Genomic DNA, 14,429 nt, shown 5'->3' with positions numbered 1-14,429 from the left:
AAGGACGGATCCGCGGCGGTCAGTCGAAGCTCGGGCTCTCGTCGCGGGTGCGCTTGAGCTCGAAGAAGTGCGGGTAGGACGCGAGCGCGACCACGCCGTCCCACACCTTGCCGGCCTCTTCGCCGCGCGGGATCTTCGACAGCACCGGGCCGAAGAAGGCGATGCCGTTCACGTGGATCGTGGGCGTGCCCACGTCCTGCCCCACCTTGTCCATGCCCGCGTGGTGGCTCTCGCGCAGCGCGTCGTCGTAGGCGTCGCTGTCGGCGGCCTCGGCCAGGGCCGGATCGAGATCGAGTTCGGCGAGCGACGCGGCGATCACCTCGGCGAAGTCCTTGTTGCCCTCGTTGTGGATGCGGGTGCCCATCGCGGTGTAGAGCGGGGAGAGGATGTCGTCGCCGTACTTCTGCGCCGCGGCGATCGCCACCCGCACCGGACCCCACGCCTTCTTCATCAGCTCCGCGTACTCCTCGGGCAGGTCGCGGCCCTCGTTGAGCACGGCCAGGCTCATCACGTGGAAACGCGCCTCGATGTCGCGCACCTTCGTGACCTCGAGGATCCAGCGGGAGGTGATCCAGCACCAGGGGCACAGCGGGTCGAACCAGAAGTCTGCGGTGTCCTTGCCGGACGCGGCTGCAGTCGTGTCGCTCAAGAAGATCTCCTCACAAGAGTCGGTACGGATCGGGCAACACCGTTCCGTCGTCGATTCTTCCCGAAGCGGGGCCCGGGGATTGCGCGGCACCGTACCGTCGGACGGGAGGGAGCATGTCCGGCACGCATCGAGTGGAGGCACGACGATGTCGGGTGAGGAGACGTTTCTGATCGTGGGTGCGGGCCTGGCCGGCGCCAAACTGGCCGAGGAACTGCGGGTCCGCGACTTTCCGGGGCGAATCGTGCTGATCGGCGCGGAGGATCACCTCCCCTACGAGCGACCGCCCCTGTCGAAGGAGTACTTCGCGGGCGGCAAGACCCTTGCCGACTTCACCGTGCACGACGGCGACTGGTACCGGGACCACCGTGTGGAGCTGCTTCTCGGCACCACCGTCACCGCGATCGATCCCACCGCGCACACCGTGTCCCTGCCCGACGGCTCGACCCTGCACTACGACAAGCTCGCCCTCGCGACGGGATCGACACCCCGCACTGTGCCCGTGCCCGGGGCCGACGCCGACCGCGTGTACGTCCTGCGCACCGTCGACGACGCCGACGCCCTGCTCACCGCGATCCACGCCGGCACCGACACGGCGGGATGGCTGGCGATCGTCGGCGGCGGCTGGATCGGCCTGGAGATCGCCGCCAACGCGCGGGGCCGCGGCGCCGGGGTGGTCGTCGCCGAATCCGCGAGCCAGCCCCTGCTCGGCGAGCTCGGCGAGGAGATGGGGGCGGTCTTCGCCGACCTGCATCGCGCGCACGGCGTCGACCTGCGGACGAACACCTCGGTGAGCGAGATCGTCGCCTACGACGGGCGCGCGAGCGGGATCCGTTTCGGGGACGGCACGGTCGTGCCGGCCGACGCCGTGCTGGTCGCGGTCGGGGCCCGGCCGAACGTCGACCTCGCCCGCGACGCCGGGCTCGCGGTCGACGACGGGGTGCTCGTCGACGCGTCGCTGCGCACGAGCGATCCGGACATCGTCGCGGTCGGCGACATCGCGGCGGCGGAGCATCCGCTGCTCGGTACCCGGGTACGGGTCGAGCACTGGGCCAACGCGCTGAACCAGCCCGCGGTGGCGGCGGCGGCGATGCTCGGGTGGGAGGCCACCTACGACCGGCTGCCCTACTTCTTCACCGACCAGTACGACCTCGGCATGGAGTACGTCGGTCTCGCACCCCGCGACGCGCGGGTGGTCACCCGCGGTGACGTCCGGGGCCGGCAGTTCCTCGCGTTCTGGCTCGACGACGCCCGCCTGGTGCGGGCCGGCATGAACGTGAACATCTGGGATGCGGACGACGACATCCGGGCCCTGATCGCCTCGGGTGCGCCGGTGGACCCGGACCGGCTGGCCGACACGGACGTGCCGCTGTCCGAGCTCACCGCGTGAGCCCGACCCGATCATGATGGGATGGATGCCGACCGGCATCCCGTCGTGAGAATGGAGTTCCTTACGTGGCACCACCGAACCTGACCCGTGAACAGGCCGCCGAGCGGGCAGCGATCCTCGACGTCCACAACTACGCCATCGTCCTGGATCTCACGGACGGGTCGGGTGCGCCCGGCACCGAGACGTTCCGGTCCGTCACCACCGTGACCTTCGACGCGACCGAGGGTGCGTCCACCTTCATCGATCTCATCGCGAAGACGGTGCACTCGGCGACCCTCAACGGCGAACCCGTGGACGTCTCCGGTTACAGCGAGGAGACCGGCATCGCGCTGACCGGGCTGGCCGCGCACAACGAGCTCGTCGTCGACGCCGACTGCCTGTACACCAACACCGGTGAGGGGTTGCACCGCTTCGTCGACCCCACCGACGACGCGGTCTACCTGTACTCGCAGTTCGAGACGGCCGACGCCAAGCGCATGTTCGCGTGCTTCGACCAGCCCGACCTCAAGGCCACCTTCGATCTGAAGGTCACCGCGCCCGTGGACTGGCAGGTCGTGTCCAACGCGGACGTGGTGCAGACCCTGGCCGCGACCCCCGGTGAGCACCACTTCCGCACCACTCCGCGGATGAGCACCTATCTCGTCGCGCTGATCGCCGGGCCGTACGCGGTGTGGTCCGACGAGTACACCGACGAGCACGGCACCATCCCGCTGCGGATCTTCTGCCGTGCCTCCCTCGCCGAGTACATGGACGCCGATCGGTTGTTCACCGAGACCAAGCAGGGTTTCGCGTTCTACCACGACAACTTCGGCATCCCCTACGCCTTCGGCAAGTACGACCAGCTGTTCGTGCCGGAGTTCAACGCCGGGGCGATGGAGAACGCCGGTGCGGTGACCTTCCTCGAGGACTACGTATTCCGCTCCAAGGTCACCCGCTACTCCTACGAGCGGCGCGCCGAGACCGTCCTGCACGAGATGGCGCACATGTGGTTCGGCGACCTCGTCACCATGCGCTGGTGGGACGATCTGTGGCTCAACGAGTCGTTCGCGACCTTCGCGTCGGTGCTGTGCCAGGCCTCGGCCACCGAGTACACCAACGCGTGGACGACCTTCGCGAACGTCGAGAAGTCGTGGGCCTACCGGCAGGACCAGCTGCCGTCGACGCACCCGATCGCCGCGGACATCCCGGATCTGGCCGCGGTGGAGGTCAACTTCGACGGCATCACCTACGCCAAGGGCGCGTCGGTGCTCAAGCAGCTCGTCGCCTATGTCGGCCAGGAGCCCTTCCTCGCCGGTCTGCGCGAGTACTTCCGCGACCACGCCTACGGCAACGCCACCTTCGACGACCTGCTCGCCGCACTGGAGAAGGCGTCGGGCCGCGACCTGTCGGACTGGGGCGCCCAGTGGCTCAAGACCACCGGCCTGAACATCCTGCGGCCCGACTTCGAGGTCGACGAGCAGGGCCGGTTCACGCGGTTCGCGGTGGTGCAGGAGGGCGCGCAGCCCGGTGCCGGTGAGTTCCGCGTGCACCGCCTGGCGATCGGTGTGTACGACGACGACGGCTCCGGTCGGCTCGTGCGCACACACCGCGTCGAAATCGACGTCGACGCCACCGAACGCACCGACGTGCCCGACCTCGTCGGGGTGCCGCGCGGCGCCTTCGTGCTGGTCAACGACGACGACCTCACCTACTGCTCGGTGCGTCTGGACGAGGAGTCCCTCGCCACGGTGACCGCCCGGATCGGCGACATCGCCGAGTCGCTGCCGCGCACCCTGGTGTGGTCGGCGGCGTGGGAGATGACGCGTCAGGCCGAGATGAAGGCCCGCGACTTCGTCGCTCTCGTCCAGCGTGGAGTCGCCGCCGAGACCGAGGTCGGTGTGGTGCAGCGGCTGCTGATGCAGGCGCACACCGCGCTGGGCAGCTACGCGGAGCCGGGCTGGGCCGCCGAACAGGGCTGGCCGGACTACGCGAACCGTCTGCTCGAGCTGGCCCGCGAGGCCGAGCCGGGCTCCGACCACCAGCTCGCGTTCGTCAACGCCCTGACCACCGCGTCGCTGTCGCCCTGGCACACCGAGGTGCTCGAGGAGCTGCTGAACGCCGACCCGGCCACCGTCGGACTGTCCGGTCTGGTGGTGGACACCGACCTGCGCTGGCGGATCGTGCAGGCGCTGGCGGCCGCGGGCCAGATCGACGCGGACGGGCCGGAGACGCCGGTCATCGACGCCGAGGCGCAGCGGGATCCCACGGCCCAGGGTGCACGTCAGGCGGCGGCCGCGCGGGCGGCGCGTCCGCAGGCGGCCGTCAAGGAGCAGGTCTGGCAGACGGTCGTCCACGACGACAGCATCCCCAACATCACGGCCCGCGCCGTGATCGGCGGGTTCGCACCCCTGGGGCAGGCCGAGCTGCTCGAGCCGTTCGTGGCGCGGTACTTCGCGGATGTGCCCGGGGTCTGGGAGCGCCGCTCCAGCGAGGTCGCGCAGACGGTCGTGGTGGGGCTGTACCCGTCGTGGTCCATCAGCGAGGAGTCGGTGGCCGCCGCCGACGAGTTCCTCGCCGGTGACCATCCGCCGGCGCTGCGCCGCCTCGTCGCCGAGGGCCGCGCCGGTATCGTCCGGTCGCTGAAGGCCCGCGCGTTCGACGCCTCCTGACGGAAACGACCGTGGCCCGCTGCTCCCCCACTCGGGAGGGGCAGCGGGCCACGGTCGTGATCTACGCGTGAGCCGCCGTGCGCGGGGTCTCGATCAGGGAGCGACCATCGCGTTGGCGATGACGCTGACGGCGCTGGTGATGCCGTCGAGCAGGTTGCCCTGACCGAACGCGGAGACGGCAGCGGTGACGCCGAGCTGCAGCACCTGGTCGGTGGCGCGGTCGGCGGCCTCGCGGCCGGAGCGGATCTCGATGCTGCGCTGGTTCGGGTACACGGCCACGAGGACGGAGTTCTCGGCGTCCGGGGTGGTCGGCAGGAGCGCGTCGGTGGTCGCGACCGGATCGGCGGCGTCACCGATGTACACGTTGAACCGCACCTTGGTGGCACGGATCGCGCCGGTGAGCGTGTCGTCGAGGGTGATGAGGTCTTGCTCCGTGAACGGGGCGCCCTCGAAGGGTGCACCGAGCACGCGGACGGTGGAGACCCGGCCGCTCGCGGTGAGCGCCGCACCGTGCGGAAGATTCTCCGGTGCGATGGCCGGCCGCTGGATCACGTCACCACTTGCCACTTGCAGTACCTCCGATCAGCTCCGCAGAGGTCGCGACGGCGTGACCGTGATGCGGGTATTTCCAGGGATGGGTCGACTCGTCCGTTGCCGTCCACAGAAGCGGCCCGTACTCCCACTTCCGGTCGAGCGTGTACGGATGGTCCGAGGGGATCGGACCGGCGTACTTGCTCTGGACGAAGGCCAGCCCACCGAGGACCACGATGGTCAGCAGCGGGATGCCGACGAAGATCAGGGTTGTCTCGAGAATGCTCACAGCCAAACGTTAGCCCAGCTGCTCTCGAAAGACCTCATACGCCCCGGAAAAGGTCCGTTTCACCGCCCGGGTTCACGCTGCACCCTCACCCAGATAGGGCAGCCAGGTGGGATGCAGTTCGGGCAGGGTCGCGAGCAGGCGCCAGTGCCGGCCCTTGGGGGGAGTGGGCACCGTGCGCAGCGACCACCCCAGTTCACTGAGCAGTTTGTCCGCCTTGCGGTGGTTGCAGGGCGCACAGCACGCGACGCAGTTCTCCCAGGAGTGCTCCCCGCCCCGGCTGCGCGGCACGACGTGGTCGATCGTCTCGGCCTTGCCGCCGCAGTAGGCGCACCGGTTGCGGTCGCGGTGCATGAGCGCCGCCCGGGTCAGCGGCACCCGCGCGTGGTAGGGAACCCGCACGTAGGTGCGCAGGCGGATGACGGACGGCAGTTGCACCGACCATTCGGCCGATCGCACCAGCGGGGCGTGCGGGTCGTCGTGGACGGTGTCGGCCTTGCCTCCGGCCATGAGCACCACCGCCCGACGCGCCGGCAGGGCCGTGAGCGGTTCGTAAGTGGCGTTGAGCAGGAGCACCCTGCGTTTCAGCCAGTCGGGCACGGTCGCGGTACCGTCGTGGACCACGCGCAGTGTGGTAGCCCCCGGAGCCTCCGGCGAGGCGTCCGCGGGCGGGAGTTGTCGATGCGAGCTGCTTCCGTGCTTCATACGACCTCCGAAAAGACTGGAAACAGTGGACCACGGATGTTTCGCACACGCACCCCGAATCACCACACGAATCGGCGGCGCACCGGTGAACGACGGGTGACGGACGGGTGCCGGACGTCGCGTGCCCGACCCCACCGCGGCGGTGCAGGCACAATGGACGGTCGAGAGGAACGGTGAACCAGATCAGATGAGTGACGAGCAGACCTTCTACGAGGCGGTCGGTGGCGCCGAGACGTTCCGCCGCCTCACGGCACGCTTCTACGAGGAGGTGGCCAAGGACGAGATCGTCCGGCCGCTGTACCCCGAGGAGGACCTCGGTCCCGCCGAGCGCCGCATGCGGATGTTCCTCGAGCAGTACTGGGGCGGTCCGCGCACCTACTCCGAGGAACGCGGACATCCGCGCCTGCGCATGCGCCACCATCCCTTCCGGATCGGTCCCCTCGAACGCGACGCGTGGCTGCGCTGCATGCACACGGCGATCGCGTCGATCGAGGACGAGACCCTCGACGCCGAGCACCGCAAGCAGCTCCTCGACTACATGAACATGGCCGCCGACTCGATGATGAACTCCCCCATCTGACCCGTCGGCCGCCCGGCACCGGACGTGCCCCGAGCCACCCCGGCATACGGGTCGTGCCGAGCCGGGCTCTCTGACACGATGGCACCCGTGTCCCCCTCCACCGGAATCCCCGCAGCTTCTGACCGGCCGACCTCGCCGTGGTGGCGGAACGCGGTGTTCTACCAGGTCTATCCGCGTTCGTTCGCGGACACGAACGGGGACGGCATCGGCGATCTCGCCGGTGTCCGCGAGCGCCTCGGCTATCTCGAGCTGCTCGGGGTCGACGCGATCTGGCTCAACCCGGTGATGCGCTCCCCGATGGCCGACCACGGCTACGACGTCGCCGATCCCCGCGACGTCGATCCGCTGTTCGGGGACCTCACCGATCTCGAGGCGCTCGTCGACGAGGCCCACGCCCGCGACATCCGCGTGGTGATGGATCTGGTGCCGAACCACGTGAGCGTCGAGCATCCCTGGTTCCGGGCCGCACTCGAGGCGGGGCCGGGCAGCCGGGAGCGGCGCCGGTTCCACTTCCGGGACGGCCGCGGTCCCGAGGGCAGCGAACCGCCCAACAACTGGCCGAGCGTCTTCGGCGGTCCCGCCTGGACCCGCGTCACCGAGCCCGACGGCTCACCGGGGCAGTGGTACCTGCACGTCTTCGCCCCCGAACAGGCCGACCTGAACTGGGACGACGAGGACGTCGCCGCCGACCTGGAGACGACCCTGCGTTTCTGGCTGGACCGCGGTGTCGACGGTTTCCGCATCGACGTCGCGCACGGCATGGCCAAGCCCGCCGATCTGCCCGATCACGACGACTGGGAACGGGTGGAGCTGCTCGGGCACTCCCCCACCGACCCGCGGTTCGACAATCCCGAGGTCCACGACATCCACCGCCGGATCCGGCGGGTGTTCGACGAGTATCCGGACGCGGTGGCGATCGGTGAGATCTGGGTGGACGACCACGACCGGTTCGCCGAGTACCTGCGGCCGGACGAACTCCACCTCGCCTTCGACTTCCACCTGACGCTGTCGGACTGGGACGCCGACGCCCTGCGGGCCGCAGTCGAAAAGGGTCTGGCCGCGGTGTCCGCGGTGGAGGCGTCCCCGACGTGGACGTTGTCCAACCACGACGTGGACCGGGAGGTCTCCCGCTACGGCGACGGCGCGAGCGGCACGGCGCGGGCCCGCGCGATGCTGCTCGTCGAGCTCGCGCTGCCCGGCGCGGTGTTCGTCTACAACGGCGCCGAGCTCGGCCTGCCGAACGTGGACCTGCCCGACGAGGCGCTGCAGGACCCGGTGTGGGAGCGTTCCGGGCACACCGATCGGGGCCGGGACGGCTGCCGGGTGCCGTTGCCCTGGGAGGGCACCGAGCCGCCGTTCGGGTTCACCGCCGCGGCGTCGGCGTGGCTGCCGCAGCCCCCGCAGTGGTCCGAGCTCACCGTGGAGCGGCAGCTCGAGGACGTCGACTCGACCTTCTCGCTGTACCGGCAGGCCATCGAGATCCGCAAGGAGACGGCCGGATCCGGTGGGACCGGCGTCGTCTGGGACGAGGCCCCGCACGGGTGCCTGGCCTTCCATCGGTCCGACGGCCTGCGCTGCCTGCTCAACGCCGGAGACGTTCCGGTGGATCTGCCCGCCGGCAGAGTACTGCTGACGAGCTCCGCGCTCGCCGACGGCACTCTGCCGCCCGACACCGCCGTGTGGCTGGCGTGAGCCGCTAGCGCAGGACGTCCAGGCCGAGACCTCCGCTGCGCCGCAGGTGGACCGACCCGAAACGGGCGTCGAGCCGCGTCCAGGTGGCCGAGGCCCGCACCCGCACCACCTCGGCCGGGTCGATCGCCGCGGAGCTCGCGGCGTCCCGGCCGATACCGGGCACGAAGCCCATCGCACCGAGCGCGAACACCATCCGCATCGGGATTCCGACGGTGGTGTCGGCACCGCTGACCTCGAGCACCTCCTGCGCCAGCAGCGACGCCGGCGGGCCCTGCGCGCCGTGTTCCCGGGCCAGCGCGACGCCGCGCTGCGCGAGATCCACCAGCACCTTCGCCGGGATGTCGTCGACGTGGACGTAGCCCTCCTCGGGGGGCAGCGCCCCGCGCCAGGCGGAGTCCATCGACCAGCCGGGATCGACCGGGCCGGCCGGCGCGGCGACGAGCGCGGCCCGCAGCGACTCGGCGGCCACGCAGGTGTCGGCGGGGGCGATCGTCCCGCGCACCACGCGCCCGGCGAGCACCTCGAAGCCGGTCTGGGTCCACACCCCGAGCAGACCGTCCCCGCGCCGACGGATCCGCACGACGGCGGCCGCGTCGAGGCGGACCGCGCGGGTGAGGAAGGCCGTCAGGTCGACCCGGTCCTCGGGGCCGGCGAGCCGCAGGGCGCGTTCACCGGCACCGGCCACGGCACCCCCGTCAGCCACGACGCCACTGCAGCAGGAACTCGCGCTCCTCGGCGGTGAGGCGGCGCAGGCGCTGCGTCTCGATGTCGAACGCCGCGATCTGGGTCGACGCGACGACCGCGGGAGCCGAGTCGGCGGGCGCCCCGTTCGGGCGCACCTCGTAGCCGATGGTGAAGTCGACCGCCCGCACCTGCTCCGTCCACATGAGCACGTCGAGCGGACCGTCGTCGTGCCGCACCTGGGCGCGGTAGCGGACGTGGAGGTCGGCGATGACGGCGCCCTCGCGCAGATCGCGGGTGGGGCGTCCCTCCGCGAACAGCCAGGGGATGCGGGCCTCCTCGAGGAGCGTGACCATCCGTGCGTGGTTGACGTGCTGGAAGGCGTCCATGTCGGACCAGCGCACCGTCACCTCGGTATGGAAACCGAACTGCTCGCCCCCACCGCTCACTCGTTACCTCCGATCGGATGCGCCCGTGCGCACCATGCTCCTGATCTGTCGTGCCGCCACCGACAGGGTGGCGAGATCCAGACTCCCAGACGCGAAGATCTCCTCGAGCGCCGCCCTCGCCCGGACGAGACGCGAACCGTTGGACAGCTCCCAGTCCTCGATCATCTCCTCCGTCGACTCCCCCGGTTCGGCGCCGGCGAGCACGTCGAGCACCAGCGAGCGCAGCGACCCGTACAGGTCGTCGCGCAGCGCCAGCCGCGCCAGCGAGTGCCAGCGGTCGCCGCGTTCGAGGGCGGAGACCGCGGTCAGCAGCCGGTCGACCCCGAGGTGGGCGTCGAGCGCGTAGTACAGGTCGGCGACCTCCTCCTCGTCGCGCTGCTCGATGTCGGCGATGTCGATGACGTCGAGCAGCGGGAACTGGTCGAGCAACCGGAAGACCACACCGGTCAGCTCCTCGGGGGCGCCGCGGTCGAGGAGCGGGCGGGTGCGGCGTTCGAAGTCCTCGGCGTGGTGCCCGCGCATCCAGGCCGCCACCGACGGCGCGAGCCGGGCGAAGGCGTCGCGGTAGCGGCTGATCTCGGCACCCACCGCGAGCGGCTGCGGCCGGGTGGCGAGCAACCGGCGGGAGGCCCGGTCGAGGACGCGCCGCGATTCGAGCAGCAGGTCGTTCTCGAGGTCGACGGGCAGCCCGGCGCCGCGGATCTCGTCCCACAGCGCGTGCAGCCCGAAGATCACGGTGACGGCGGCGTAGGCGCGGATGGCGTCGGTCGCGGTCGCCCCCGCCTCCTCGGCGAGCCGGTAGACGTAGGTGGGGCCGGCGTTGTCGACGGTGTTGTTGGCCAGCAGGGTCGCGACGATCTGCCGGCGCAGCGGATGCGCCATGATCCCGGCGCGGAACCGTTCGCGCAGGGCGGGCGGGAAGTAGCCGGGCAGCACCGCGGCGAAGGTCTCGCTGTCGGGCAGGTCGCTCGCGAGCAGGTCGTCGACGAGGGCGAGTTTGACGTGCGCGAGCAGCTGCGCCAGCTCGGGCGAGGTGAGGCCCTCCCCCGCCGCGGCCCGCCGGTCGAACTCGGCCTCGTCGGGCAGGGCCTCGAGTTCGCGGTCGAGGTCCCGGTCCAGTTCGAGGGCGGCCAGCAGCCGGCGGTGCACCCCGAGCAGCTGCGGGGCGGCGGCGCGTTCGAGGCCGAGGACGGCGTTCTGGGCGACGTTGTCGGCCAGGACCAGCTCGGCGACGTCATCGGTCATGGAGGCCAGCAACGGATTCCGTTCCTCCGCAGGCAGCTCCCCAGCGGTGACCATCGCGTCGAGCAGGATCTTGATGTTGACCTCGTGGTCGGAGCTGTCCACCCCGGCGGAGTTGTCGATGGCATCGGTGTTGATCTTGCCGCCGGCGCGGGCGTACTCGATGCGGCCGCGCTGGGTGACACCGAGGTTGCCCCCCTCCGCGACCACCCGGGCCCGCAGGTCGGCGCCGTCGACGCGCACCCCGTCGTTGCTCTTGTCACCCACCTCGGTATGGCTCTCGGTCGACGCCTTGACATAGGTGCCGACACCGCCGTTCCACAACAGGTCGACGGGGGCACGCAGCACGGCCCGGATCAGATCGGGTGGGGGGAGTTCGGTGACGTGCTCGGGCAGGCCGAGCACGGCCCGCGCCTGCGGGCTGACGGGCACCGACTTCGCGGTGCGGTCCCACACCCCACCGCCCTCGGAGATCAGGGCGGGGTCGTAGTCCTTCCACGACGAACGGGGCAGGCCGAACAGCCGGCGGCGCTCGGCGAAGGACCGCTGCGGGTCCGGATCGGGGTCGAGGAAGACGTGTCGGTGGTCGAACGCCGCGACGAGCCGGATGTGCTCGCTGAGAAGCATGCCGTTGCCGAACACGTCGCCGCTCATGTCACCGATGCCGACGACGGTGAAATCGTCGGTTGCCGGGTCGATCCCGAGTTCCCTGAAGTGCCGTTCGACGCTTTTCCAGGCGCCCCGCGCGGTGATGCCCATCTCCTTGTGGTCGTAGCCCGCCGAGCCGCCGGAGGCGAAGGCGTCGCCGAGCCAGAAGTCGTATTCGGCGGCAACGGAGTTCGCGAGGTCGGAGAAGGTGGCGGTGCCCTTGTCCGCCGCGACCACCAGATAGGGGTCGTCGCCGTCGCACCGCACGACCCGCGGCGGCGGGATCACCTCGTTGCGCGCGGCGTCGAGATTGTCGGTGACGTCGAGCAGCCCCGAGACGAAACGCCGGTAGCAGCGTTCGCCGCGTTCGCGGGTGGCCCGCCGGTCGGCCTCGGGGTCGCCGGTCGGCGGTGGGGCGTGCTTGACGACGAAACCGCCCTTCGCGCCGACCGGCACGATCACCGCGTTCTTCACCGCCTGCGCCTTGACGAGGCCGAGTACCTCGGTGCGGAAGTCCTCCCGGCGGTCCGACCAGCGCAGGCCGCCGCGCGCGACGGGACCGAACCGCATGTGCACACCCTCGACGTCGGGGGCGTAGACGAACACCTCGAAAGCCGGTCGGGGCAGGGGCAGTTCGTCGATGCGCCGCGGATCGAACTTCAGCGCGAGCGCCCGCTGCTCCGAGGTTCCCTCGCCCGCCGCGGCGGGGACGAACCGGTTGGTGCGCAGGGTCGCGCGGACGAGTGAGAACAGCCCGCGCAGGATGCGGTCGGTGGCCAGCCCGGTGACCGCCTCGATCCGTTTCCTCAGCTCGGTGACGATCTCCTGCTCCCGCTCCGGGGAGGCCGTGTCCGGATCGAAGCGGGCCTCGAACAGGTCGACGAGCAGGGCCGCGGTCTCCGGCGCGGAGATCAGCACCCCTTCTATGTTGTACTGGCTGTAGGGGAAGCCGGCCTGCCGCAGGTACTTCGCGTAGGCGCGTAGAACGGTCACCTGCTGCCAGGTCAGGCCGGCGCGCAGCACGAGCTGGTCGAAGCGGTCGGTCTCGGTGGCACCGCGCCAGGCGGCGGTGAAGGTGTCGGTGAGCCGTCGCGCCAGCGTGGGATCCGACTCGAACACCCCGGAATCCACGTCGTCGGGCAGGCAGAGACCGAAATCGTATATCCAGCAGTCGATTCCGTCGGACCGCGGCAGTCGGTAGGGGCGTTCGTCGACGACGTCGACGCCGAGCCCCTGCAGCACCGGCAGGATCCGCCCGAGTGTGACGGTCTCGTCGGCGACGTAGAGGGTGAAGCGCAGCGCCCGCGGGTCGTCGGTGCCGGGCCGGTAGAGGTGGGTGTCGAGATCACCCGCAGCGAGGGATTCCAGGTGCATCAGGTCGAACAGGGCCCGCTCGGCGTCGAAGTCCTCCTTGTAGGCCTCGGGGACGACGTCGGCGTAGCGCTGCACGAGGGCCGGGTCGAGGCGGGTGCCGGCCGCGGCCTCGAGGAGCCGATCGGTCCAGTTGCGGGCCGCCTCGGCGAGCAGAGCCTGGATGCGCAGACGGTTCTCCTCCGAGGTGTCGACCTCGCGGCGTTCCCGGCCGGGGAACCGGATGGTCACGTGCAGCAGCGCGAGGTCGCGTTCGGACACCCGCGCGGTGTAGTCGAGCACCCCGCCGCCGTACTCGCGCAGCAGGATGTCCTGCATCGCGACGCGCACCTTCGTCGTGTACCGGTCGCGGGGCAGGTAGACCAGGCAGGAGACGTACCGGCCGTAGGTGTCCACCCGCACGAACAACCGGACCTGACGGCGGATGTCGACGATGGCGGTGACGGTCTCGTAGAGGGTGTCGGTGTCCATGGAGAACAACTCGGCGCGGGGCACCGTCTGCATGATCTCGAGCATCGCCTGGCCGCTGTAGGACGACAGGTCGACCCCGGCGCGGGCGATCACCTGCCGCGCCCGTCGCGCGACCATCGGGATGTCGAGGATGTTGTCGTGCAGGGCGGTCACCGTCAGCACGCCGAGGAAGCGGTCCTCCCCGACGACGTGCCCGGCATCGAGGCGGGCCACGCTCACGAAGTAGGGATAGACCGAGCGGTGCACGGTCGCGGGGAGCGCACCCTGGGTCAGGACGAGCAGCGGACGGCGGTCCGGTCCGACCTCGGCGGGCAGTTCGAGCGGGTCGTCGCCCGGCGAGTCGGTGCGCAGCACTCCCCTGCCGGTGCCCGCGACGGGCACGGCCCGCACCCGTCCCGAACCGTCGGTGACGAAGTCGTAGCGGCGGTAACCGAGGAGCAGGAAGTGCCCGTTGTCGAGCCAGCGCAGAAAGTCGGCGGTCTCGGCGAGTTCCGCGGCGGTGTAGGGGGCGGGGGGATCGTCGGCGAGCCGGGCGAGCAGATCGGCGTCCTCGCGTTGCCGGGCGCCCATCTCGTCGCTGTCGTGGACGACCTGCCGCACGTCGGACAGCACGCGGCGCAGTCCCCGTTCGATCTCGTCGAGGGTCGCGTCGTCGATCGCGCCGCGCAGCTGCAGGTGCATCCACGACTCGGCGGTGTCGGCTCCGGTGCCGTCGGGCGTGAGGTGTTCGAGGTCGCCCTCGGCGGTGCGGCGCACGGAGAGCACGGGGTGGATGAGGGTGCCGATCGAGACGTCGAGCCGCGACAGCAGGGCCAGGACCGATTCGACGAGCAGGGGCATGTCGTCGGTGACGATCTGGACGGTCGCGCCCAGCGGATCGTCGCGCCGGACCCGCACCACCGCGGTACCGGGATCGCGCTGCCGGCCGAGCTCGACATGGGCGACGGCGGCCGCCGCGGGATCGGAGGCCGCCTCACCGAACCGGGAGTAGAGCCGTTCGAGGGTCGACTCGGGCGAGCCGTCGCCCTCCGAATCACCGTGCAGCACAGTCGGATCGGACACGTGTACCCCTCCCTGGCCGGATAAGCC

Annotated in this window: 11 protein-coding genes; 4 read left to right on the top strand and 7 right to left on the bottom strand. The window is 70.7% G+C overall.

What is annotated here, in order from left to right; genetic code table 11:
* Positions 1–19 precede the first annotated feature (19 nt).
* Positions 20–649, bottom strand: a complete 630-nt coding sequence (locus tag OED52_RS07885; RefSeq protein ID WP_264154089.1) for a DsbA family protein — start codon at positions 647–649, stop codon at positions 20–22.
* A gap of 145 nt (positions 650–794) precedes the next feature.
* Here OED52_RS07885 and OED52_RS07880 point away from each other — a divergent pair, with 145 nt between their 5' ends.
* Both OED52_RS07880 and pepN read left to right on the top strand, forming a co-directional pair.
* On the top strand, positions 795–2,036 hold the full coding sequence (locus OED52_RS07880) for an NAD(P)/FAD-dependent oxidoreductase (RefSeq protein WP_264154088.1): 1,242 nt from the start codon (positions 795–797) through the stop codon (positions 2,034–2,036).
* A 65-nt stretch (positions 2,037–2,101) separates the two neighbouring features.
* On the top strand, positions 2,102–4,684 hold the full coding sequence (gene pepN, locus OED52_RS07875; protein ID WP_264154087.1) for an aminopeptidase N: 2,583 nt from the start codon (positions 2,102–2,104) through the stop codon (positions 4,682–4,684).
* A 93-nt stretch (positions 4,685–4,777) separates the two neighbouring features.
* Here pepN and OED52_RS07870 read toward each other — a convergent pair whose 3' ends face one another.
* From OED52_RS07870 to OED52_RS07860, 3 genes are all read right to left on the bottom strand, one after another.
* Positions 4,778–5,251, bottom strand: coding sequence for a DUF5130 domain-containing protein (locus OED52_RS07870; protein ID WP_264154086.1), 474 nt, complete (start codon positions 5,249–5,251; stop codon positions 4,778–4,780).
* Positions 5,238–5,504, bottom strand: coding sequence for an aa3-type cytochrome oxidase subunit CtaJ (ctaJ, locus tag OED52_RS07865; protein WP_264154085.1), 267 nt, complete (start codon positions 5,502–5,504; stop codon positions 5,238–5,240). Before ctaJ ends, OED52_RS07870 begins: the two co-directional genes overlap by 14 nt.
* 72 nt (positions 5,505–5,576) lie before the next feature.
* Positions 5,577–6,206, bottom strand: a complete 630-nt coding sequence (locus OED52_RS07860; protein ID WP_264154084.1) for an HNH endonuclease — start codon at positions 6,204–6,206, stop codon at positions 5,577–5,579.
* A gap of 187 nt (positions 6,207–6,393) precedes the next feature.
* Here OED52_RS07860 and OED52_RS07855 point away from each other — a divergent pair, with 187 nt between their 5' ends.
* Both OED52_RS07855 and OED52_RS07850 read left to right on the top strand, forming a co-directional pair.
* The gene (locus OED52_RS07855) at positions 6,394–6,786 is read left to right on the top strand and encodes a globin (protein ID WP_264154083.1); all 393 of its coding nucleotides are present in this window, start codon (positions 6,394–6,396) and stop codon (positions 6,784–6,786) included.
* A 78-nt stretch (positions 6,787–6,864) separates the two neighbouring features.
* Positions 6,865–8,478, top strand: coding sequence for a glycoside hydrolase family 13 protein (locus OED52_RS07850; RefSeq protein ID WP_413247731.1), 1,614 nt, complete (start codon positions 6,865–6,867; stop codon positions 8,476–8,478).
* 4 nt (positions 8,479–8,482) lie between these two features.
* Here OED52_RS07850 and OED52_RS07845 read toward each other — a convergent pair whose 3' ends face one another.
* The 3 genes from OED52_RS07845 to OED52_RS07835 are packed head-to-tail and all read right to left on the bottom strand — an operon-like array spanning position 8,483 to position 14,402.
* Positions 8,483–9,181: a hypothetical protein gene (locus OED52_RS07845; protein ID WP_413247730.1), complete on the bottom strand. Its 699-nt coding sequence runs from the start codon at positions 9,179–9,181 to the stop codon at positions 8,483–8,485.
* A complete protein-coding gene (locus tag OED52_RS07840; RefSeq protein ID WP_264154081.1) occupies positions 9,174–9,608 on the bottom strand; it encodes an acyl-CoA thioesterase in 435 nt (144 codons plus the stop codon). The genes OED52_RS07845 and OED52_RS07840 overlap by 8 nt, the downstream gene beginning before the upstream one ends.
* Positions 9,609–9,611: 3 nt before the next feature.
* Positions 9,612–14,402 carry an NAD-glutamate dehydrogenase gene (locus tag OED52_RS07835; RefSeq protein ID WP_264154080.1) on the bottom strand — a complete coding sequence of 1,597 codons (4,791 nt, stop codon included), beginning with the start codon at positions 14,400–14,402 and terminating at the stop codon, positions 9,612–9,614.
* Positions 14,403–14,429 lie beyond the last annotated feature (27 nt).

Source organism: Rhodococcus sp. Z13, assembly GCF_025837095.1.
In the GTDB taxonomy this organism is placed as follows: domain Bacteria; phylum Actinomycetota; class Actinomycetes; order Mycobacteriales; family Mycobacteriaceae; genus Rhodococcus; species Rhodococcus sacchari.
The sequence above is the reverse complement of the archived record's forward strand: the minus strand, read 5'-3'. Positions and strand labels throughout refer to the sequence as shown.

Coding starts and splice junctions, on each gene's coding strand:
- OED52_RS07880 (WP_264154088.1), top strand. CDS start 795: ATGTCGGGTGAGGAGACGTTTCTGATCGTGGGTGCGGGCCTGGCCGGC.
- OED52_RS07860 (WP_264154084.1), bottom strand. CDS start 6,206: ATGAAGCACGGAAGCAGCTCGCATCGACAACTCCCGCCCGCGGACGCC.
- OED52_RS07855 (WP_264154083.1), top strand. CDS start 6,394: ATGAGTGACGAGCAGACCTTCTACGAGGCGGTCGGTGGCGCCGAGACG.
- OED52_RS07850 (WP_413247731.1), top strand. CDS start 6,865: ATGGCACCCGTGTCCCCCTCCACCGGAATCCCCGCAGCTTCTGACCGG.